Below are 20046 nucleotides of genomic sequence, written 5' to 3'. Positions count from 1 at the left end.
CGCCGTCACGTCACGCCGTCGCGTCACGCCCTTCGTGGTGCACGAGGAGGAGGAACGTCCGGGCGTACGACATGCCCTCGGCCGGCCGGGGCCACGGCAGGCCGGCCAGCACCTCGGAGGCCGCCTCGTGGTGGATGCCGTCCACCCGGATCTCGGCGGTCTCGGAGTCCCCGTCGCTGCCGAAGAACGCCTTGACGCCGATCAGATGGTCCCGGTCGAACGAGCCCTCCAGCGCCGGGGCCAGATGCGGCGCGAGCGGGTTGGCCGCGGCCCAGTGCTGGACGGCCTGGAAGTCGTCGCCGATGCCCCAGCCGGTGATGCCGCCGTGGATGATGTGCCAGCCGGGGAACCCGTCGGGGTCGTCGGCGGCGTAGTGCCCGGCGAAGGAGCCGTCCTGGGCGAGGAGTTCGAGCAGGGCGCTGCCGGTGGTGCCGAGCCAGATCTCGATCGCGCGGCCCACGGTCTCCTCCGGCGTCGTGCCGTATCCGGTGGCGCAGTCGCTGATCGTGGTGTCGCCGGGCCGGTCGACATTGAGCACGAAGTTGATGTCAATATGACCGGGATGGCCGGTGTGGTCCTCGCCGAGCGTCACGGCGAGGCTGCCGGGTCCTCTGGCCAGGTCTCCCGTGACGTGCCAGGGCCGGTCCATGGCCGCGGCCAACTGTTGGGCGATCATGCCCAGGACGATCTCGTCCGGTAGCCGGTCCTCGCTCATCGCGCCTCTTCTCCCGCCGTTCATCATGATCGTTACAGAGCAGACCGTACCGGCTCGCGAGCGGGGACGCGGACCAGCCAGGGGCCGGCGAGCACCCCGACGGCGACCTGCGCGGCGCCCGCCACGACCAGCGTCGGGCCCGCCCCGGCCAGGCCGATGACCGCCCCTCCGGCGAGCAGGCCGAGGGACACCGCCCCGTCGTGCACCAGGCTCTCGGCGGCGAAGGCGGCCCGCCGTTCCGCGCCGTCGATTCGCACGGTGATCAGCCGGTTCATCGACCCGATGCCGAGCGGCATGGCGAAGCCGCCGGCCGCGGCCAGGCAGGCGATCAGCGCCAGGGACGAGGTGACCGCGGGCAGGGCGACGAAGGCCGTCCCGAGGATGATCCATCCGGTGGCCATGGTGGCCAGCGCCGGCAGCCGGGGGACTAGCGCCGGCGCCAGAAGCGCGCCGACGAGGGAGCCGGCGCCGTAACCGGTCATGCCGGCCGAGATGAGCAGCCCGGGCCGGCCGGTCTCGGCGCCGAGGATCGCCAGGCCGAGGGTGAAGGCGAACCAGACGAGCCCGCCGACGCCCGACATGGTCACGGCGCGGCGTATCTCGGGGTGACGGGCCAGGACGTGCCGGAGCGCCGGCGCCTCCGCCTCCCCGCCCTCCGCAGTGGTCGGTGCGCCCGCCTTCCCACCGCCGCGAGCGGCCGTCACCTCCCTTTCGCCGGGAGCGGCCGGCGCGTCGCCTCCCACTGTCAGCAGGACCGCCGCCCCGAGGCCGACGCCCGCCGCCTCCGCCCAGAGCAGGTGGAACGGGCCGCTGGCGGTGATCGCCCAGCCGGCCAGGGGCGGCGCCAGGATCATCGTGCTCCGGTGGGCGAAGTCCTGCCAGGCGAGCATCCGGGCGGCGACGCCCGCGCCCAGCCGGTCGCAGATGTCGGCGAGCAGCGCCCGCTGGGCGGGTGCGCCCACGGCGGTCGCGCAACCGGTGATCAGGCCGGTGGCGGCCAGGTGGACGGAGCCGACGGTGCCGAGAACGGCGGCGACCGGGACGACGAGCAGCCCGGCCACCTGGACGGCGAGCACGCCGGCGAGGGCGCGGCCGGTCGTCAGCCGTTGCCGCAGTTCGCGCGCCCACCACGCCGAGGTGAGCATGGGCAGCCCGACGGCGCCACCGACGAGCCCGGTGGTCCAGGGAGACCCGGTCTCGGCGAGCGCGACCAGAGGGAGCGCCACGGCGGTGGTGCGCTGTCCCATCCAGGTGAGGAACGTGGTCAGGAGCATGGCGGCGATGTCACGGCGGGGAGTCACGGAGCAATCCTGAAATCTGCCGATTTTTCGAGGTAGATCGTGGATTGTCCCGTGAGCTCATAACGTGGTCTTATGAGCTCATTGCCCACGGTGGAGGACCTGCGGCTTGTCGAAGCGCTGGCCCGGCACGGCTCGCTCGGCGCGGCCGGGCGCGAACTGCTCGTCAGCCAGCCCGCCGCCAGCAACCGGCTGGCCGCGCTGGAGCGGCGGATCGGCGAACGGCTCTTCGACCGCGACACGACCGGCGCGCGACCGACGCCGGCCGGCCGGGCGCTCGCCGCGGAGGCGGCCCACGTGCTGGAGCACCTGGAGGCGATCTTCGATCGCACCCGGGCGGCGGCCCGCGCGGGCAGCCTCACGGCCGGCACGTTCGGCAGCCTCGCCCCCTGGGTGTTCCCGGCGCTGGAGGACCTGCTGGGCGAGGTGACGGTGCACCAGGTCGCCGACCACGGCGACCGGCTGGTCGAATGGGTCGGCGAGGGGTCGCTGGACGTGGCGTTCGTCGCGATCGCCAATCAGATGCGGTTGCCCGCCACGGTGACGGCGCTGCCCGTGGCCCGCGACCGGCTGGCCGTCCTCCTCCCGGCGGGCGCGCGCCTCGGCTCGGGGCGCAGGCCGTTCGCGGGGCTCGACGTGGTCGCGTACACCTACGACACCTCCACCGCCACGCTGCACCGGCGGGTCTCCGAGCTGGGCGGGCGCCCGCGGCGGGCGGCGACGGCGGAGACCGCCGTACGGATGGGGCGGCTGCTCGGCTGCCCAGTCGTCGTGCCCCGTGGGATGGGTGTCTCCTACGCCGAGCCGGGGGAGGAGATCTCGGCGATGGCGATCCCGGGCCGGCTCACCCTGTTCATGGTGACCCGCCGTCCGGCGCCGGCCGGGCTGACGGCCGCCGCCGCCGGCATGGCCGCCCGCCTCGGCCTGGAGCCCGCCTCGGACGCGAGCCCGGCCCGCTGAGGGACGGGCCAGAGAAAACATGCGTCATGTGATTTCTCACAGTCGCGGATATCGAATTTGTGCATTAGGGAATCGCCATTCCAGGCTACCTGGAACGTTCCGATCCCACGCTTGGTCATCGGCCGCTGTCAGGCCGCACATAGGAAAGGGATCTTGACACAACACCCCCGACTGTTAGCATTGCGCTGATATCGGACAGGCTGTAATGGGCAGAAGGGACACACAATGTCGGCACTTCTGAGGATGGAACCCCGAGTGGCCGGGACCGACGTGATGGAGCCGGTCGTCGAGTTCGAGCAGCGGTGGGAGAGCCAGGTCGACCAGGACCGTTGCCCGGTGACGCGACCTGGTATCTCGAAAATCTGCTGATCACCGGGGTCGGCGCGGCCCGGACGTAGCGGAATTCACCCGGACGGGGGCTGGCAGAACATGGGCGAGACGGGTTCCCAGGACTGGGTGGAACAAGTCGTCAGGCGCTGCGTCGGCGATCGACACACGGTGACAGGCGGCTCTGTCTGGCTGGTTGTCAGGCCAGACGGAGCCGTTTTACCGGAACACGGCTGGAAGTTACACGTATCTTCCCGCGCCGCGAATTTTCCGGAGCTGGTGGAGAAACTCGTCCCTTTCCTGATGGCCGAGGGCTGTGTGTTCAAACTGGCCCGTTCGCGACAGGTGCTCCACGAGCTGAACGACGGCCGGACGGTTCCGGAGAGCGTCGGCAAGGCATTCACTGTCTATCCGGACCAGAATCTCGTCCGTGAAATCGGGCTGCGGCTCGCCCGGACACTGCGCGGCCACGAAGGGCCGCGCGTCCTCAGTGACCGGAGAGTGTCGGCGGACGCCCCGGTGTACTACCGGTACGGGGGGTTCGTCACCCGGCGGAGCACCGACGTGCGCGGGCAGTCGATCACCCGGTTGCGCGGGCCCGCCGGCGAGGAGTTCGACGAGGCCGCCGGGCTCACCTACCGGCAGCCGTCGTGGGTGGAGGACCCGTTCGCCGCCGCCGACCGGCCCGAGCCCGCCCGCTCCCGCGACGACCTCCTGCTCAGCGGGCGCTATCGCGTCGTCGTCGGGATCAGGGAGGCCGCCCAGGGCAACGTGTACCGCGCGATCGACGAGCGGACCGGCCGGCAGGTGGTCGTCAAGCAGGCGCGCGCCTTCGTCGCCGAGCACGGCGACGGCAACGACGGCCGGCTGCGGCTGCGCAACGAGCGCCGCGTCCTGGAAGCCCTCGACGGGGTCGCCGGCGTGCCGCGCTTCCTCGACCACTTCCGGTACGGCGACGACGAGTTCCTGGTCACCACCGACTGCGGTCCGCTGACCCTGGCCGAGGACGTCCGGCGGAACGGCCCCTACCGGACGGGCCCCAGTGCGGGTGCGGGCGCGGGCGCGCGGAGCCTCGATCGGCTGGCGGGCGAGCTGGCCCGGATCCTCAGCGCGGTCCACGAACGTGGCGTCATGATGCGCGACCTGTCGGCCGCCAACGTCGTGATCGGTGACGGCGCCAGCCTCATCGACTTCGGGCTCGCCTCCTACGACGGACTGCACCTGTCCGGTATGACACCCGGCTACGCGCCCGCCCGGCAGGTGCGCGGCGAGCCGCCGCGAGCCGCCGACGACCTCCACGCGCTCGGCATGACCTTGGCGTACGCGGCGACGGCACTTCACCCGGTGACCCTGGGCGACGATCCGGAGCTGCCGAGGACGCGGGCGCTGCAGACGCTCTCGCGCTACCACGGCCGGACACCGTCGGCGACGATGTCCGCCGTCGTGGACCTGCTCGGCGACGAGGAGCGGGCGCGTGCCGCGGTACGGCGGCTCGCGGCGGGGGACGAGCGCCCGACGGTCGCCCTGACGTCGTCGCCGCCGCCCGTGGTCACCGCGGACGTGGTCACCGCGGACGTGGCCGCCGAGGTGCTGGACAACCTCGTGGGCGACCTGCTCCGTCTGGTGGACGCCGTCCTGGAGGCTCCGGCCAACACGAAGGCCGCCAACGACGCGAGCGTCTACAGCGGCAGCGCGGGCATCGGCCTGGAGCTGCTGCACCATCGGCACCGGCCGGCCGCGGAGCGGAAGCTGCGCGAGCTGGTGGACTTCACCGTACGCGTCACGGCGCCGTTGACCCCGCAGCCCGGCCTGTTCACCGGCGTGACCGGGACGGACCTGTTCCTCCATGAAGCGGGCGCCTGCGGCATCAGCCCGACCGGCTGGCCGGGCAGGAGCCTGCCGCCGCCGGAATGGCGGGCCGAGGCCGCCGACCTGACCGACGGAGAGGCGGGCGCCGGCCTCGGGCACCTGCACTTCCACCGGGTCACCGGCGACCCGGCCGACCTGGAGGCGGCGCGGCGCTGCGCGCGTGTCGTCGCGGCGGAACGACCGCTGCCCCGCACCTCCGGGCCGGGCGAGGCCGACGTGACAGCCGGCCGCGCGCACGGCCTGGCGGGCACGGCCGCGTTGCTGCTCGGCCTCGCCGAGGAGACCGGCGAGTCGTGGGTGCTCGAAGCCGCCGCGGAGCAGGTCCGCCTCCTGGCCGAACGCACCCGGGTCCTCGTACGCGAGGCGGCGGACCCGGCGGCCGAACCGATGACCATGTCGTGGTGCCGCGGCCTGGCCGGGATCGGGCCGACCCTGCTGCACGCGGGCAAGGTGCTGGGCGACCCGTCCCTGGCCGACCTCGCCCGTCAGGGAGCCGACGTGTGCGTCGCCCGGATGTCGCGCCTGAGCACGCTCGGCCAGTGCTGCGGCGTGGCCGGCGTCGGCAACCACCTGCTGGACCTGGCCGATCTGGACCAGTCCGAGCGTCATCGGGAGGCGGCGTACGAGCTGGCCGGCCATCTCCTGCTGCGAAGCGCCGGCTCGGCCACCCACCCCGTCCTCTTCGCGCCCGACGACCCGCCCGCCCGCTCGCTCTCGTGGGCGCAAGGGCTGACCGGCGTCGTGACCTTCTTCCGCCGGCTGGCGTACGGCGGCCCCGGCTGCCTGCCGGTCGGTTGAGCTCCGGCGATGAGACTCTCCTCCTCCGGAGAGCGTCCTCCCAGGTCCTCGGCGGGCCCGTCCGCCCTTCGTTGACGCGGCCGCGCGGCCCCTGAAGAGCCGCCGCTGCGGCGAGAAGTACCGGTGGGCGGTGTGGGGTGCCACGTCCACCGATGGCACTGATCGTGGGCGATTGATCAGTCAGCGCCCAGCGACGAGCGCGCGGACCAGGCGGATCAGCGCCTCCCGGCGGGCGGCGGGGCCGTCGTCCGGGGCGCCGGCCCGGATCATGCGGGCGAGTTGCGGGGTGGAGAACCACCAGCCGGCCAGGGCGATCACCGCGTACACGAGGTCGGCCGGAGGAAGCACCCGGGTGAGGGTGCCCTCCTGCTGGGCGGCGGCCAGCGCGGCGACCTTGCCGGCGTAGTGGGCGGTCCGCGCCGCCTCGGCGGGGACCTCGGCGTCGCCGGAGTGCAGGCCCTCCCAGTGCAGCAGGCGCACCAGGTGCGGGTGGGAGCTGTGGTAGTCGAAGACCCGCCCGGCGTACTGGCCGAGGTCGGCGGCCTGCGCGGCGTCCAGGGGGACGGCGGCGGCCAGTCGTTCGAGCTCCTGGGTGAGGACGGCGCCGAAGAGCTGGTCCTTGTTGCCGAAGTACTGGTAGATGCGTTCCTTGTTCACCCCCGCCTTCGCGGCGACGCGGTCGACGCGGGCGCCCTGCGGGCCGTGCTCGGCGAACTCCTCGACGGCGGCGTCGAGGAGGAGCTGCCTGGTTCGGGCGGTGTCCCATGCCATGACCTCAGCATACGGCATTCTCCAACTGAGCGGTTGGAGTTTCGGGCGGGCGTGTGGCAAACTCCAACCAACGGGTTGGAGTTGGGGCTCGTCCAGAGCTCCCGCCCGTCCCAGAGAGGGGATCGCCATGCCGGTCGCACACGCTGCCAACGCCACCTCCGAAGCCCGCGCGAGGTCCGCCGCCGTCGCGCCCGCCCCGCCGTCGGTGCACCACCGGGCGCTGCTCACCTGGCTGGCGGTCTACTCGATGATCATGGTGGTGCAGTCACTCCTCGGATGGGCGATCGCGCCCCTGCCGATGCCCCTGCGGACGCTGATCCTCACCGGCGTCGTCGTGCCGACGGTCGTGTACCTGCTGATGCCGGTGCTGCTGCGGGCCCACGCCAGGGTGTGGCGGCGGAGGCTCAGCTCCGGGGGACGTCCTTGACGAACACGATCCCGTCGCCTCCCGCCAGGTGGTCCGGGTCGAGCGGGAAGTAGCCGTACCAGGGGGACACCCGGGGCGGGGGCGGCGCGTCGCCGAGGGCGGCGGCCAGCCGGCGGGCGTCGAGGACGCAGCGGTCCTCCGGAAGCGCGTACAGGAGCCCTTCGACGGTGTCCGCGGGCGGGGTGTCCACCCCCTGGTGCCAGATCGTGCCGACGGCCGTGGCCAGGAACGCGAACTCCTGGCCCAGGTGGGCCCGCACGATCGCGCCGGCGCTCCACCACTCCACCGGCAGGTCGCCCAGCCGCATCGCGCTCCTGTGCCGCTGGAAGTGGAGGTTGTGGGCGTGGACCAGCGCCGGCCCCCGCTCCGCGACGGCGAGCAGGTTGGCCGCGATCATCGAACTACGCAGCCCCAGCAGCCGCGCCATGCGGCCCGGTGACGTGTCGGCCAGCCAGAAGTGGTAGCGCAGCAGGCCGGTGGCGGCGCGCCCGTACAGGCGCGCCCGGTCCCAGTCGTCCCGCGAGGAGGCCGCGATCAGGTGCGGCGTCTCCGCGTCGAGCAGCGCCACGAGGTCGTCGGCGAGCAGCAGCAGCTCCCTGGCCTCGGCCGACCGCCCCACGGACCGGGACGGGTCCGTGATCGCGGCGGGATCGGCCCACCGGTCGTCGGCGCCGAGCAGGCGGTCGAGGGTGTCCGCGGTGCAGGGCAGCAGGTCCGCCGCCAGATGGGCCGCGAGGTGGCCGTGGAGCGCGGTGAGGGCCTGCCGGGGGCTCGCGGCGTGGGTCATCTCCAGCGGGCCGTCGCAACCGGCGAAGCGCAGCCGCTCGGACGGGGACCGGCCGTCGTTGTACGCGCGCATCCAGCGCACGAGCTCCCGGTTGGCCGCCGACGCGCCCCATCCGTGGCTGAAGCCGCGCTCCATGACCTCGTCCAGGGTGCCCGTGCCCGAGGTGACGTAGTCGTCCACGAGCAGGCCCCTCACGCAGTCGCTCTCGATCCCGATCGTCCGGTAGCCCTCCTGCTCGACGAGCTGCCGGAAGAGCTCGTTGCGCAGGTCCAGCAGGGCGTCCTCGCCGTGGGTGGGCTCACCCAGGGCGAGCAGGCGCGGCCGGGCCGGGAACAGCCTCAGGACGGTGGCGGCGTCGACGGCACAAGTGGCGTCCTTGACGCTGATGGCCATGCCCTCAACGGTATCTCTGAACCGACTGTTGAGGCTTTTCGCCGATCCGGCCGCGACATGAAGGGATGACCCTCAAAGTTACGGATACCGGGCCCGGCTCAGGTCAGAGCGCGAAGTCCACGGCGAACTCCTGGTACACGCGCTCCTTCGCCGCCCACGCCTTGGGCGAGTAGGCGGCGTAGAAGGACTTCCCGCACTCCAGGTCCTTCAGGGCCGACGTGATCTCCTTGTCGAGGTACGGCTTGGCCTCCGCGGGCTTCAGCTGCGGCTTCAGGATGATGGTGCGGCCCTCGGGGGCCTTCGGCAGCTCGCCCTTCCAGTTCTTCCTGGCGACCTCACTGGCCTGCTTCGTGTACCGCGTCCTGCCGAGTTCGGCGAGGACCGAGGGCTTGGCCTGGCTGACCCCCAGGCACTTGGCGAACCGCCGGCCGAGCCGGGTGAGCTGCTCGTCCCTGTCGAGCGGGGCCAGGGACGCGTCCAGCGCCGCGTCGAGCTGGGTGAGGTAGCCGTCGTAGGAGGTGACGGTCTTGCCCAGGTGCTGCTCGGCGGCCTTGGCGAAGCAGCGGTCGTCGGCCGCGCGCCACTTCTTCAGCTCGTCCTGCGACATCGCCATCATGTTGCCGTTGTTCGGGTTCTCGCCGGACACCGGGTTGACCACCGCGTCGCGCGGATAGACGAGCGGGGACCAGACACCGAAGCCGTACTTGGCCCGGTACGCGCGCAACGCCTCGTACCCACCGGTGAGCCGTTCCCGCTCCCCGGGCTGCCACGTGCGCTTCACCACCGGCTGGGCCAGGTAGGTCAGGCCCTGCTCCTTCATGCAGGCCACCCGCGTCTCCTCGACGGCGGCCTTCTTCTCGTACGCGGCTTGCGTCTCCGGCGAGGTGAGGGCGCCGAACGAGCCGACGAGCAGGGTGACCGCGACGGCCTTCGCTGCGATGAACATGGGTGTGCTCCTTCTGTCGAAAATGGACATGCGAAACAGAACCTCCGGCCGAAAAGGCCGGATCGGGGGGAAGTCTCAGCAGGGGATCTTCATGCGGGAGGCGTCCGGCGACAGTTCGGGCAGCGCCGGGACGAGATCGACGGCGAGCACGGCGGTGCCGGTCGCCTCGCCCTTCCTCGCGGTGACCTCGCCGTTGGGCAGTCTCACCTTCCTGTCCCTGACGTACACCGTGCGCTCGCCCAGGTAGCGATAGGTACGCCGGTCGAAGATGAGCTCGGACCGGGTGCCGTCGCCCTCGTCCATGGCGACGGCCAGGCCGGGGCGTCCGGCCGCGTCCACGGCGTCGGGGACCAGCACGATGCCGTCCAGCCCGGCGGCCACCTGGTACAGCGCGGCGCTCAGGCTGGGACGTACCACCGACTCGGCGACCAGGCCCTTGAGCGAGGACCAGACGCGCAGCGGCTCCTCGCCCGTCTCGGCCACGAGCCTGGCGCGCACCTGGGCGGGGTCCGTCGGCCAGGCGCCCAGCCGGGCGTACGCGGGCTGGCCGGGGCAGGTCGCCGGCTCGTACAGGGTGTCCTCGCGGCCATCGTCCCAGCGATACCGGGGCGCCGGTCCCGTCGCCGACAGACCCTGCTCGCGGCTCAGCCAGGGCTTGCCCACGTCCGCGCTCTCCCAGCGCTCCTCGCTGACCAGCACTTTGGTGTACTGCGTCCTGCCCGCCTCGTCCTGGGTGTACAGGCTGCGCTGGTCCAGCATCCTGGTGTGGACGTACTGGCCGCGGGACGGCACCATGTCGGGCTGGTCGGCGGCGGCCCGCGCGGCCAGGGAGAGCAGCGCCTTGGCGTCGGCCGGCGGCGCGCCGATCAGGGCTCCGGGGCTGTGCGGGTCGGAGCCGCCCAGACCCACCTCGGCGACGAGGACGCCGGCGGTGAGCGTCACCGCCATGGCCCCGGCGAGCGCGACGCGCCGCACCGGCGACGCGTGACGCCACCCGGGGCGCGGACGGTCCATCCGCGACGCGAGGGCGGCGCGCCACCCGCGGCGCGGCCGGTCGAACCGGGACGCCAGGACGGCACGGGAGCCCGCCAGGTCACGCTCGCTCGCCTCGGGGATCTCCGCCCACAGTCGAGCCAGCTCCGCCATCTCATCCATGGTTCGCTCCTTCCAGCGCCTGGCGGACCTTCTTGCGCGCCCGGTTGAGCCGAGATCGCACCGTCCCGACCGGGACGTCCAGTGCCTCGGCCACCTCCTCGTACGTCAGCTCTGCCCACGCCACCAGCAGCAGGACGTCCCGGTCGCCGGTGCGTAACCCGGCCAGAGCGGCCACCAGCGGCCTGTTGACCGCGAGCGTGCCCACACCGTCCTCCACCGGCACGCCGGTGATCTCCGCCGGGTCCACGCCGCCGCGCACGTACGCCCGGTAGCGGGCCACCTCGCGCCGCCGCCGTTTGCCGATCACGTTCGAGGCGATGCCGTACAACCAGGGCCGGGCGTCCGCCTGGCCGGACTGGTAGCGGTGGCGGTGCTCGAACGCCGCAAGGAACGTCTCGGACACCACGTCCTCGGCCGCGTCGTGCCCGAGCCTGCGGGCCGCGTAGCGGTGCAGGACGGGCGCGTGCCGGTCGAACACGGCGGCGAACGCCTCCGGCTCCTCGAACGACCGGCGGATCAGATCGGCGTCGGAGGCCTCGGCTGTCGCCGGTGGGGCCATGGACTGGTCAGCTCCTTCATGCGGTGCCGAGGTGCGGCAAGCGGCAGATTCGCCTGTACTTACCGCTGCTCCGCCGAAGAGTTCACGCCCACCCCTGGCGGGCCTCGCTCCGCTCGGACGCCTTCCGAAGACGCAAGCCGTCCGTCAAGGTCTCACCAGAGGGTGGACGGTCCCGCGACGACCCAGCCGGCGTCGGTAGGTTTGACCCAGAAGCCCAACGACACCTCGATCATCCGCGCGCGGTAGGTCACCTCGACGTAGAAGTGACTGCCTGTGGGGCCCCAGTTGAAGCCTTCGAGATCGAGTTCGCGAAGCCAGGACAGGTCCTGCTCCCACTCGTCGGCAGCAAGGGCACGACTCGCCCTGTCCGCATCGGTGCTCGCTCCTACCGAGCCCGCCCAGAGCGACTTGAGCACATGTCGGACCGATGACTGATCGACGAGCTGTTCGGCCTCAGAGATCTTCCCAGCTCGGAGCAGGCTGAAGTAGCGGCAGACGACCGCTTCGACGTCGATCTTGGCAGGGTGCTCCGTCCAGATCTTCACCGCGCAACCATAAAGGTGGGATGGATCCCGGCAGGTCAGTGGCGCAACAGGGTCAGACTCGCCTCGGTGTCCGTGACGACGAGCCGTCCCTGGCCGCCGATCGGGAACGTCGCCAGGGGGTGGGTGTGGCCGACGTCGACGTTCGCCAGGACGGGGACGCGGGCCAGGAGCGGCTGGTTGCCGATGATCTGTTCCAGCAGCGGGCGGGACATGCGGCTGGCGTTCTGGAAGCGGCCGATCGCCAGCCCCCGGATGCCCGCCGCGCCGGGAAGCTGCAGCAGGGAGGTCAGGTCGCGGGCGAACGTCGCCGGGTGCGACTCCAGGTCGTCCTCGACGATCAGCAGCGCGCCGTCGAGCGACGGCATGTACGGAGTGCCCTGCAGCAGGTTCAGCGTGCAGAGGTTGCCGCCGACGATGCGGCCCTCGCCGCTGCCGGGCCGCATCGGCCACCATCCGTCGTTGGGGGTCAGCTCGCGCTTGTCCTGGTCGAGGAACCAGAGGTCGTCGCTCCAGTGCGCGGCCGGGGTCAGCTCGACCGGGGCGGTGTCGAACATGACCGACGTGAACCAGCCCAGGGTCTGCTCGAAGTGGTCCCGCATGCCGAACGTCGACCAGTGCGGGCCGGAGTAGGTGACCAGCCCGGTCCGCGCGAGGATGGCGTTCTGCAGGGCGGAGATGTCGGAGTACCCGCACAGGATCTTCGGGTTGGCGCGGATCAGCTCCCAGTCGAGATACGGCAGCAGCTCGTTGGAGTTGTAGCCGCCGATGACGGTCAGGATCGCCGCCACCGACGGGTCGGCGAAGGCGTCGTGCAGGTCGGCGACCCGGGAGGCGATGCTGGAGGAGTCGAACGCGTCCCGCTCGTTCACATGGGCGCCGTAGGTGAGGGTCAGGCCGAGCTCGGCGAACCGTGCCGCGATGACGCCGGTGTGGTCGTGCTCCATGACCATCGCGCGGGACCTGGACGGAGCCACGACCCGTACGACGTCGCCCGCCTTCAGCTTGGGAGGAAAGACCACGTTCGTCATCGTCGAAGCCTAACGCGAGCGACGCCGGTGCCCGTCGGCGGTGCTCACGGTGCCGCCGGTGAACCTGGGGCTTTCGGGTCATGTGTGGTGTGGCTACTATCGGGCACCAATCGCCTACTTTGGCGATATTCGTGATGAACGCACCGACCTGGTGAGGAGAGTGTCCCGCACGTGGCTGGCTTGGGCAGGGTCGGGCGACGACGAACGGGAACCGACCGCGACGGCTTACCGGAGTCCGCCGGGGCCGGGCCGCGGCGGCTGCCCGGTCGCCGCCGGCTGCGCCTGCGCACCGTGCTGATCATCGTCGTGGTCGTGCCGACCCTGACCTTCGCGCCGCTGCTCGGTTCGGGCATGTACCAGCTCTTCAGCCAGTGGCAGGCGGAGGTGGCCCAGCTTGAGCTGGCCGCCCTCTCCGTGGGCCGGCCCGCGGCCAACCTGTTCTTCAACGTGGACCTGGAGCGAAGGCTCACCGCGGAGGCGCAGGCCGACCCCGGTGAGGCCGCCGCCGACAAGCTCGCCAAGCAGCGCGCGGAGACCAACAAGGCCGTGGCCGCCTTCCGCCCGGTGGTGAACCTGGACACCTCCAAGGGGCCGGAGGGCACCACGGCCGCCATCGCGCGCACCGACCGCGCGCTCGGCCAGTTGGAGCAGCAGCGCCGGGCGGTGGACGCCGGCTGGTCCAGCGCCCAGAACGCCTACGACTACTTCAACAGCGTCATCGAGGCGGACCTCGCCCTGCTGACCGTGCTCAGCCGTACCGACCACGGCGAGGTCAGCAGCGGCGCGCAGACGCTGGTCGACCTCTTCTGGGTCGTCGACATGATCGGCCGTGAGGACGCCGTCCTGGCCCGCGGCTGGAAGGCGGGGCGTCTCACCAGGGACGAATACGCGCTCGTCACCGACGCCGCCGGCACCAGGAACCACCTCATGCGCTCGCGCGTGGTGCCCACGCTCACCGGCAACGAGAGCCGCTACCGGACGCTGACGACCGGCAAGCCGTGGAAGGCCATGACCGCTCTGGAGGAGCGGCTGGTCACCTCCGGCGGTGGCGTGGACGACAACCAGGTGAAGCTCCGCCCGGTCGGCTCCACGTGGCGCTCCTCGGTCGACGCGATCAGCCCGCAGCTGCTGGACCTGCTCGCCCTCCGGCTCGAAAACGTCGCCAAGATCGGCTACAGTCACGCCAAACAGCTCTTCGTGATCTTCATCAGCATCACCAGCGTGGGAGTGCTCGCCCTGGCCCTGGTGATCATCACGAGCTGGCGTCTCACCGCCGTTCTCCGGCGGCGCATCCTCCAGCTCAGGCAGGAGGCCCTGGAACTCCAGGAACGGCTGCCCGACGTGGTCACCCGCCTGGAGCGCGGCGAGGACGTCGACGTGGAGGCGGAAGTACACATGGTCGACCCCACGCCCGACGAGCTCGGCGAGCTCGGGCAGGCCCTCAACATGGCCAGCCGCAGCGCCGTCGCGACCGCCGTGCGGCAGGCCGAGCAGCACCGCGGCTTCCAGCGCATGCTGCAGCGCATCGCCCGCCGCACCCAGATCCTCATCGGCCTCCAGTTGAAGAAGCTGGACGAGCTGGAGCGCAGGTACGAGGACCCCGAGGTGCTGGAGGGGCTGTTCGACCTGGACCACCTCACCGCCCGCCTGCGCCGCTACGAGGAGAACCTGGTGATCCTCGGCGGCGGCCAGCCGCAGCGCCGCTGGCGCAAGCCCGTGCGCCTGCTCGACGTGCTGCGCGCCGCGCAGGGCGAGGTCCAGGACTACCGGCGCATCACGATCGACGTCGAGGGCGAGCCGTGGGTCGCCGAGCGCGCGGTGGGAGCGCTGGTCCACGTCCTGGCGGAGCTCATGGAGAACGCCACCGCCTTCTCCCGGCCGCCGACCCCCGTCGAGGTGCGGGCCGCCATGGTCAGCCGGGGCATCGCCGTGGAGATCGAGGACCGCGGTCTCGGCATGGAGCCCGAGCAGTACGCCGCCTTCAACGCCCTGATGCGGACGCCGCCGCAGCTCGATGTGATGGCCCAGGCCGACGACGTGCGGCTCGGCCTGTACGTGGTCGCCCGGCTCTCCGCGGGGCTCGGCCTGCAGGTGGAGCTGCGGCAGTCGGCCTTCGGCGGCACCCGGGTCATCGTGCTGCTGCCGGACTCGCTGGTCGTGGACCGTCCCCGTGTGGTGCCCGGCCCCGCCGCGCGTCCCGAGGAGGTCCCCCAGGAGTCCACGGGCCCGCACGCGCACCCGTACCCGCAGGAAGGCGCGGCCGATACCTGGCCGCCCCGGGAGAGGCCCGACGCGAGGCCGGACGAGAGGCCGGACATGAGGCCCGACGAGAGGCCCCAGGACGGGCCCCACGAGGGGCCCGACGAGAAGCGGCGCGACAGCACGCAGCTGCCGACCCGCTCCCGGGGCCGCGCGATGGCCTCCGTCACGGCGCCCGGCGCCGGATCACCGGGCCGCGGCGACGCGCCCGCGCCGCCCGGCAGCCGGCCGCTGCCCCAGCGGGTGCGTCAGGCCAACCTGGTCACCGAGCTCAAGGTCCCCGCGGACCGGGAGGAGCGGACCGACCCGGATCTCTGGGCCGTACGCGACCAGCCCACCCGGTCCAGCGCCACGATCGGCGCCTTCCAGAGGCAGTCCCGCAGGCGCCGGACCGGTGACGACGCCCTCCAGCCGGGGCCGGACGGATCCGCCGAGCCCCCTTCCCCTACGACGGAAGATCGATGATGACGCAGCGAACCACCGCCACCGACACAGACCTGGACTGGCTCCTGGACGGCCTGGTCGATCAGGTCGCGGGCACCAGGCACGCCATCGTGCTGTCCGACGACGGCCTGGTGATCAGCCGCTCCCGGACCATCGAACGCTCGGACGCCGAACGCCTCGCCGCGATCGCCACCGGCCAGCAGAGCCTGGCCCGCGGCGTGGGGCAGCTGTTCAGCGGCGGGCCGGTGCACCAGGTCATCATCGAGATGGCCGAGCTGTGGCTGTTCATCACGGCCGCGGGCCGCGGCACCCACCTGGCCGTGGTCGCGTCCCAGGAGGTCGACGCCGAGCTGATGAGCGTCGCGATGCACACCCTGATCCAGCAGGTCGGCCAGAAGCTGGGCACCGACGCGCGGACCCCGCCGGCCGACGAGGCGGGGAGACGCGGATGAAGCACTGGACGGAGGGCTTCGACGACGACGACGCCGACGAGCCCCTTGTCCGTCCCTACACGATCACCGGCGGGCGAACCACCCCGGAGCGGGACGACCTCACGCTGATCACCCTGGTGACGGTGATCTCCGAGGCCCCCGCGGACAACGGGCCCGGCATGCGAAGGCTGCAACCGGAGCACCGCACCATCCTCGCTCTGTGCAAGCAGCCGCTCGCGGTCGCCGAGATCGCCTCCGCGCTGAACCTCCCGGTGTCGGTGACCAAGATCCTCATCGGTGATCTCATCGAGGCCGGGCACGTGCGCTCCCGGCCGCCGCTGGCCTTCGCGCAGGCGGGCGGATTACCTGGCATGTCGATCCTTGAGGCGGTGAGGGATGGGCTTCGCAAGCTCTGAGCCCGGGGTACGCGCTCCCCTGGCAGTGAAGATCCTGGTCGCGGGCGGCTTCGGCGTCGGGAAGACCACCCTGGTCGGAGCGGTGAGCGAGGTCGCCCCGCTGCGTACCGAGGAGTACCTGACCCACGCCAGCATCGGCGTGGACGACCTCGAAGGCGTCAGCGGCAAGTCCACCACCACGGTGGCGCTGGACTTCGGGCGCATCACCATCAACAGCGAGCTCGTGCTCTACCTGTTCGGCACCCCCGGGCAGGAACGCTTCTGGTTCATGTGGAACGACCTCGTCAACGGGGCGATGGGCGCGGTCGTCCTGGTCGACACCCGCCGGCTGGAGGTGAGCTTCGCGTCCATCGACTTCTTCGAGAGCCGCGGCATCCCCTTCGTCGTCGGCGTCAACTGCTTCCACGGCGTACGGGACCGGACGCAGGAGGAGATCCGCCGGGCGCTCGACCTGGACCCGCAGGTGCCGCTGGTGCTCTGCGACGCCCGCGACCGGGCGGCGGGGCGCGACGTCCTGCTGGCGCTCATCGACCACCTGATGGCCGCGCACGCCCGCACCGCCGCGCACCCCGTCTCCTAGGCGCCCCCCCGGATCTAGGGAGCGGAGGACGCGTTCAGGTAGGTCAGGACGGCGAGGACGCGCCGGTTGCTGTCGTCGTCGTCGGTGATGCCGAGCTTGCCGAACAGCGAGGTGGTGTACTTGCTGATGGCGCTCTCGCTGAGGAACAACCGCCGGCCGATGGCCTGGTTGGACAGTCCCTCGGCCATGAGCCGGAGCACGGAGTGCTCGCGTTCGGTGAGCCGGCCGAGCCGCCGGGTCGAGGAGCCGCTGGACAGCAGCTTCGCGATGACGGCCGGGTCCATGGCGGTCCCGCCCGCGGCGACGCGTTCCAGGGCGTCGATGAACTGGTCGGCGTCGAACACGCTCTCCTTGAGGAGGTAGCCGACGCCGCCCGTGCCGTCGGCCAGCAGCTCGCGGGCGTAGAGCTGCTCGACGTGCTGCGAGAGGATCAGGACCGGCAGCCCGGGCACCTCGCGACGGGCGTCCAGGGCCGCGCGCAGGCCCTCGTCCGACTGGCCGGGCGGCATGCGGACGTCGACGACGGCGACGTCCGGCCGCCACTTCAGCAGCGCCTCGACGGTCTCGGGCCCGGTGGTCGCCGTCGCCACCACCTCGTGACCGTACGCCTCGACGAGGCGCACCAGCCCGTCGCGCAGGAGGTAGAGGTCTTCGGCTACAACGATTCGCATGGCACGACCATCCTCACACGTGTCGGGCCGCCCTCCGGACTGGTGACCTCCAGAGTGCCGTCGAAGACCGCGAGACGGCGCCGCAGCCCGTCGAGCCCGCCGCCGGCCCGCACGCCGGCCCCGCCCCGGCCGTCGTCCTCGACCTCGACGACGACGCCGGTCTCGTCCCCGGCGATGGAGATCCGCGCCCGGGTCGCGTGGGCGTGCTTGACGGCGTTGGTCATCAGCTCGGCCACGCCGAAGTACACGGCGGACTCGATCGGCGGCTCCAGGCGCAGCCGGCCGTCGGCGCTGACGGTCGTTTCGAGCGGGCTGTCCAGGGCGAAGGCACGGACGGCGTCGACGAGCCCCCGCTCGGTCAGCACCGGCGGGTTGATGCCCCTGACCAGCTCGCGCAGCTCGTTCAGCGAGGTGGCGGCGCCGGCCCGCGCGTCCCGCAGCAGCGCCCTGGCCCGGTCGGGGTCGGTCTGCATCAGTTTCTCCGCGGTCGCCAGGGAGAGCCCGAGCGCGACCAGGCGCGCCTGCGCCCCGTCGTGCAGGTCCCGTTCGATCCGGCGGATCTCGGCGGCCTGCGCGACCGTCGCGTCCGCGCGCTGGCTCGTCAGCTCGTCCACCCGGTCGGCCAGGGCCATCGCGGGCGTCGGGCGCAGGAGGCGGACGGCCACCGGCACGGCGGGCCGCCAGGCGTACGGGGCGGCGACGACGGCCACGACCAGGCCGAGCACCCCCACGAGCGGGGACGACGTGGCGAACCCGAGGACCGCCGCCACGAGTCCGGCCGGGGGCACGGCGGCGGCCACGCCCGCGGTGAGCGGCGCGATCATCGTGAACCGCAGGTCGCGCCAGACGGCGGGATCGCGCCACCGGAGCCGCATCCTCTGGTCCATGAGGGCGTCACGCCTGGTGCGCTCGTAGCTGAAGCCGTTCCACCAGTAGCCGGTGGCCATCTGCGTGATCGGCGCCGCCTGCCGGTAGCCCGGGGGGATGACGGCGCCCGTCCACTTCTCGACGAGCGAGCGGGTCATCCGGCACACCGGGCGCGACAGGGCGAACGTGCCGATGGCCGCCCACGCGAACGGCGCGATCCACGTCCACGGGCTGCCGCCCCACCACAGCCACAGCGCCACGGCGACGGCCCACACCGCCGGGACCAGCATGACGACGCCCGCCACGACGCACGCGCGGGCGAACCCCATGCGGGCGTCCGCCCACCACTGTCGCATCATTCTTCCTCCGGGTACGACTGGACGTCTCCACTGTGCGGCAGCCGGAGCCCGACTCCGGCCAGATCGGCGCCGGAGTGGGTCCAGCCCCACGCAACCGGAGGTCCAGGCCCATCTTCGCGCCCCGTTCGCGGGGCCCGCTGATGTGGCCCATGAGTCATTGACCGGCTACGGACCGTTCCGTACGTTCCAGGGGACTCGTTGGCCGGCGTCGCCAGGAGGCGATCATGACAGCACGGTCCAGCACCACATCACCCTGGCCGGACCTCCCGCCCGGTCCGCTCGGCACCCCCTCTCCCGAACTGGTCCGCAGGCTCGCCGAGGCTCCGATGGAGCCGACCGTCATGCCGAGCGGCGACCAGGTGCCGATGATCGTGCGGTACGAGGACGTCCGTGCCGTTCTCACCTCGCCGGCCGGCAGCCGCGACCTGCGCGCGCCCGGCCTTCCCCGGATGGTCAGCGGCACCGCGCTGGAGGACGACCCGTCGGCGCTGATCAACCAGGACCCGCCCGAGCACACCCGCTACCGCCGCATCATGCAGGGCACGTTCACCCCCCGGCACATCGAGCGCTGGCGGCCGCGCGCGGCGGCCATCGCCGCCGAGCTGATCGAGACGGCCGGCCAGGAGTTCGACCTGGTCGCCGACTTCGCGCTGCGGCTGCCCGCGCGGGTGATCTGCGAGATGCTCGGCGTCCCGATGGACCGGTTCGAGCAGTTCCGCGGGTGGACCGAGATGTTCCTGTCCACGTCGGAGGCCAGCGCCGAGGCGAGGGGTGCGGGGTTCGCGGCGTTCATGGCGTACGCGGGCGAGCTGATCGCGGAGCACCGGGGCCGGCGCGGCGGCGACCTCATCGACCTGCTCATCGAGGCGCGCGACGAGGGCGACAGGCTGAGCGAGGCCGAGCTGACCCACATGGTCTTCACGCTGATCATGGCCGGTCACGAGACCACCGCGTCGATCATCATCCGGGGCGCGTTCCGCCTGCTGTGCCATCCCGAGCAGTACGCGGAGCTGGTGGCCCGGCCCGATCTCCTGGAGCCGGCGGTGGAGGAGATCCTGCGCTGCGAGGGCCCCGGGGGCAACGGCCTGCTCCGGAGGATCACCGAGGACGTCGAGCTGCCCAGCGGCGTGATCCCGAAGGGCAGCGTCGTGCTGCCCAACCCCTCGGGCGCCAACCACGACCCGTCGGTCTTCGACGACCCGCTGCGGTTCGACATCCACCGGTTCGCCGGGAAGGCCGTCAACCCGCACCTGGCGTTCGGTCACGGTCCGCACTACTGCCTCGGGGCGAACCTCGCCCGGATGGAGCTCCAGGAGGCCTTCCGCGCCCTGGTGACGCGGCTGCCCACGCTCCGCGCCCAGGAGGACCTGGCGTCGCTCCGCTGGACCAGCGACGGGCTGATCCACCGCCCCCTCCGGCTCCCGGTCAAGGGAGGGTGAGA

19 protein-coding genes are annotated in these 20046 nt (G+C 72.2%); 8 read left to right on the top strand and 11 right to left on the bottom strand.

Annotated elements, in window-relative coordinates; translation table 11 throughout:
• Nucleotides 1-10: 10 nt before the first annotated feature.
• Entirely contained in the window at nt 11-715 is a 705-nt protein-coding gene (locus HD595_RS16935) for a DUF6348 family protein (RefSeq protein ID WP_253770161.1), read from the bottom strand.
• A 32-nt stretch (nt 716-747) separates the two neighbouring features.
• A complete protein-coding gene (locus HD595_RS16930) occupies nt 748-2016 on the bottom strand; it encodes an MFS transporter (protein WP_253770159.1) in 1269 nt (422 codons plus the stop codon).
• Between the two features lie 72 nt (nt 2017-2088).
• Between HD595_RS16930 and HD595_RS16925 the strand changes: the two genes are divergently transcribed.
• Nucleotides 2089-2973: a LysR family transcriptional regulator gene (locus HD595_RS16925; RefSeq protein ID WP_253770157.1), complete on the top strand. Its 885-nt coding sequence runs from the start codon at nt 2089-2091 to the stop codon at nt 2971-2973.
• 429 nt (nt 2974-3402) lie between these two features.
• A complete protein-coding gene (gene lanL, locus HD595_RS16920; protein WP_253770155.1) occupies nt 3403-5967 on the top strand; it encodes a class IV lanthionine synthetase LanL in 2565 nt (854 codons plus the stop codon).
• A 180-nt stretch (nt 5968-6147) separates the two neighbouring features.
• Here lanL and HD595_RS16915 read toward each other — a convergent pair whose 3' ends face one another.
• A complete protein-coding gene (locus HD595_RS16915) occupies nt 6148-6738 on the bottom strand; it encodes a TetR/AcrR family transcriptional regulator (protein WP_253770153.1) in 591 nt (196 codons plus the stop codon).
• 127 nt (nt 6739-6865) lie between these two features.
• Between HD595_RS16915 and HD595_RS16910 the strand changes: the two genes are divergently transcribed.
• On the top strand, nt 6866-7165 hold the full coding sequence (locus HD595_RS16910) for a putative antibiotic biosynthesis monooxygenase (RefSeq protein ID WP_253770151.1): 300 nt from the start codon (nt 6866-6868) through the stop codon (nt 7163-7165).
• Here HD595_RS16910 and HD595_RS16905 read toward each other — a convergent pair.
• From HD595_RS16905 to HD595_RS16880, 6 genes are all read right to left on the bottom strand, one after another.
• Nucleotides 7143-8345, bottom strand: a complete 1203-nt coding sequence (locus HD595_RS16905; protein ID WP_253770149.1) for an erythromycin esterase family protein — start codon at nt 8343-8345, stop codon at nt 7143-7145. The genes HD595_RS16910 and HD595_RS16905 overlap by 23 nt on opposite strands.
• A 103-nt stretch (nt 8346-8448) precedes the next feature.
• On the bottom strand, nt 8449-9291 hold the full coding sequence (locus HD595_RS16900; RefSeq protein WP_253770147.1) for a hypothetical protein: 843 nt from the start codon (nt 9289-9291) through the stop codon (nt 8449-8451).
• Between the two features lie 75 nt (nt 9292-9366).
• Nucleotides 9367-10446, bottom strand: coding sequence for a CU044_5270 family protein (locus HD595_RS16895; protein ID WP_253770145.1), 1080 nt, complete (start codon nt 10444-10446; stop codon nt 9367-9369).
• Nucleotides 10439-11005 carry an RNA polymerase sigma factor gene (locus HD595_RS16890; protein ID WP_253770143.1) on the bottom strand — a complete coding sequence of 189 codons (567 nt, stop codon included), beginning with the start codon at nt 11003-11005 and terminating at the stop codon, nt 10439-10441. Before HD595_RS16890 ends, HD595_RS16895 begins: the two co-directional genes overlap by 8 nt.
• Nucleotides 11006-11157: 152 nt before the next feature.
• Nucleotides 11158-11550: a hypothetical protein gene (locus HD595_RS16885; RefSeq protein WP_253770142.1), complete on the bottom strand. Its 393-nt coding sequence runs from the start codon at nt 11548-11550 to the stop codon at nt 11158-11160.
• A 35-nt stretch (nt 11551-11585) separates the two neighbouring features.
• Complete coding sequence (locus HD595_RS16880; protein ID WP_253770140.1) at nt 11586-12578, bottom strand: S66 family peptidase; 993 nt, start codon at nt 12576-12578, stop codon at nt 11586-11588.
• A 171-nt stretch (nt 12579-12749) separates the two neighbouring features.
• On the opposite strand from HD595_RS16880, the gene HD595_RS16875 reads away from it, so the two are divergent.
• The 4 genes from HD595_RS16875 to HD595_RS16860 are packed head-to-tail and all read left to right on the top strand — an operon-like array spanning nt 12750 to nt 16708.
• Nucleotides 12750-15302: a sensor histidine kinase gene (locus HD595_RS16875; RefSeq protein WP_253770138.1), complete on the top strand. Its 2553-nt coding sequence runs from the start codon at nt 12750-12752 to the stop codon at nt 15300-15302.
• On the top strand, nt 15299-15733 hold the full coding sequence (locus HD595_RS16870; RefSeq protein ID WP_376768125.1) for a roadblock/LC7 domain-containing protein: 435 nt from the start codon (nt 15299-15301) through the stop codon (nt 15731-15733). The genes HD595_RS16875 and HD595_RS16870 overlap by 4 nt, the downstream gene beginning before the upstream one ends.
• Nucleotides 15730-16128, top strand: a complete 399-nt coding sequence (locus HD595_RS16865; RefSeq protein ID WP_253770136.1) for a DUF742 domain-containing protein — start codon at nt 15730-15732, stop codon at nt 16126-16128. The genes HD595_RS16870 and HD595_RS16865 overlap by 4 nt, the downstream gene beginning before the upstream one ends.
• Nucleotides 16109-16708 (top strand): GTP-binding protein, encoded by a 600-nt coding sequence (locus tag HD595_RS16860; RefSeq protein WP_253770135.1) that lies wholly within the window; start codon nt 16109-16111, stop codon nt 16706-16708. The genes HD595_RS16865 and HD595_RS16860 overlap by 20 nt, the downstream gene beginning before the upstream one ends.
• A 14-nt stretch (nt 16709-16722) precedes the next feature.
• On the opposite strand, the gene HD595_RS16855 is transcribed toward HD595_RS16860, so the two are convergent.
• Nucleotides 16723-17379, bottom strand: coding sequence for a response regulator transcription factor (locus tag HD595_RS16855; RefSeq protein ID WP_253770133.1), 657 nt, complete (start codon nt 17377-17379; stop codon nt 16723-16725).
• A complete protein-coding gene (locus HD595_RS16850) occupies nt 17364-18605 on the bottom strand; it encodes a sensor histidine kinase (RefSeq protein WP_253770131.1) in 1242 nt (413 codons plus the stop codon). Before HD595_RS16850 ends, HD595_RS16855 begins: the two co-directional genes overlap by 16 nt.
• A 224-nt stretch (nt 18606-18829) precedes the next feature.
• Between HD595_RS16850 and HD595_RS16845 the strand changes: the two genes are divergently transcribed.
• Complete coding sequence (locus HD595_RS16845) at nt 18830-20044, top strand: cytochrome P450 (RefSeq protein WP_253770129.1); 1215 nt, start codon at nt 18830-18832, stop codon at nt 20042-20044.
• Nucleotides 20045-20046 lie beyond the last annotated feature (2 nt).

Source organism: Nonomuraea roseoviolacea subsp. carminata (assembly GCF_024172185.1).
GTDB classification, from domain to species: Bacteria; Actinomycetota; Actinomycetes; order Streptosporangiales; family Streptosporangiaceae; genus Nonomuraea; species Nonomuraea roseoviolacea.
The sequence above is the reverse complement of the archived record's forward strand: the minus strand, read 5'-3'. Positions and strand labels throughout refer to the sequence as shown.

Excerpts from the sequence above, each read along its gene's own strand:
- HD595_RS16880 (WP_253770140.1), bottom strand. The coding sequence starts at position 12,578 with ATGACGAACGTGGTCTTTCCTCCCAAGCTGAAGGCGGGCGACGTCGTA.
- HD595_RS16900 (WP_253770147.1), bottom strand. The coding sequence starts at position 9,291 with ATGTTCATCGCAGCGAAGGCCGTCGCGGTCACCCTGCTCGTCGGCTCG.
- HD595_RS16910 (WP_253770151.1), top strand. The coding sequence starts at position 6,866 with ATGCCGGTCGCACACGCTGCCAACGCCACCTCCGAAGCCCGCGCGAGG.
- HD595_RS16925 (WP_253770157.1), top strand. The coding sequence starts at position 2,089 with ATGAGCTCATTGCCCACGGTGGAGGACCTGCGGCTTGTCGAAGCGCTG.
- HD595_RS16870 (WP_376768125.1), top strand. The coding sequence starts at position 15,299 with ATGATGACGCAGCGAACCACCGCCACCGACACAGACCTGGACTGGCTC.
- HD595_RS16855 (WP_253770133.1), bottom strand. The coding sequence starts at position 17,379 with ATGCGAATCGTTGTAGCCGAAGACCTCTACCTCCTGCGCGACGGGCTG.
- HD595_RS16895 (WP_253770145.1), bottom strand. The coding sequence starts at position 10,446 with ATGGATGAGATGGCGGAGCTGGCTCGACTGTGGGCGGAGATCCCCGAG.
- HD595_RS16935 (WP_253770161.1), bottom strand. The coding sequence starts at position 715 with ATGAGCGAGGACCGGCTACCGGACGAGATCGTCCTGGGCATGATCGCC.
- HD595_RS16890 (WP_253770143.1), bottom strand. The coding sequence starts at position 11,005 with ATGGCCCCACCGGCGACAGCCGAGGCCTCCGACGCCGATCTGATCCGC.
- HD595_RS16865 (WP_253770136.1), top strand. The coding sequence starts at position 15,730 with ATGAAGCACTGGACGGAGGGCTTCGACGACGACGACGCCGACGAGCCC.
- HD595_RS16845 (WP_253770129.1), top strand. The coding sequence starts at position 18,830 with ATGACAGCACGGTCCAGCACCACATCACCCTGGCCGGACCTCCCGCCC.
- lanL (WP_253770155.1), top strand. The coding sequence starts at position 3,403 with ATGGGCGAGACGGGTTCCCAGGACTGGGTGGAACAAGTCGTCAGGCGC.
- HD595_RS16915 (WP_253770153.1), bottom strand. The coding sequence starts at position 6,738 with ATGGCATGGGACACCGCCCGAACCAGGCAGCTCCTCCTCGACGCCGCC.
- HD595_RS16860 (WP_253770135.1), top strand. The coding sequence starts at position 16,109 with ATGGGCTTCGCAAGCTCTGAGCCCGGGGTACGCGCTCCCCTGGCAGTG.
- HD595_RS16905 (WP_253770149.1), bottom strand. The coding sequence starts at position 8,345 with ATGGCCATCAGCGTCAAGGACGCCACTTGTGCCGTCGACGCCGCCACC.
- HD595_RS16850 (WP_253770131.1), bottom strand. The coding sequence starts at position 18,605 with ATGATGCGACAGTGGTGGGCGGACGCCCGCATGGGGTTCGCCCGCGCG.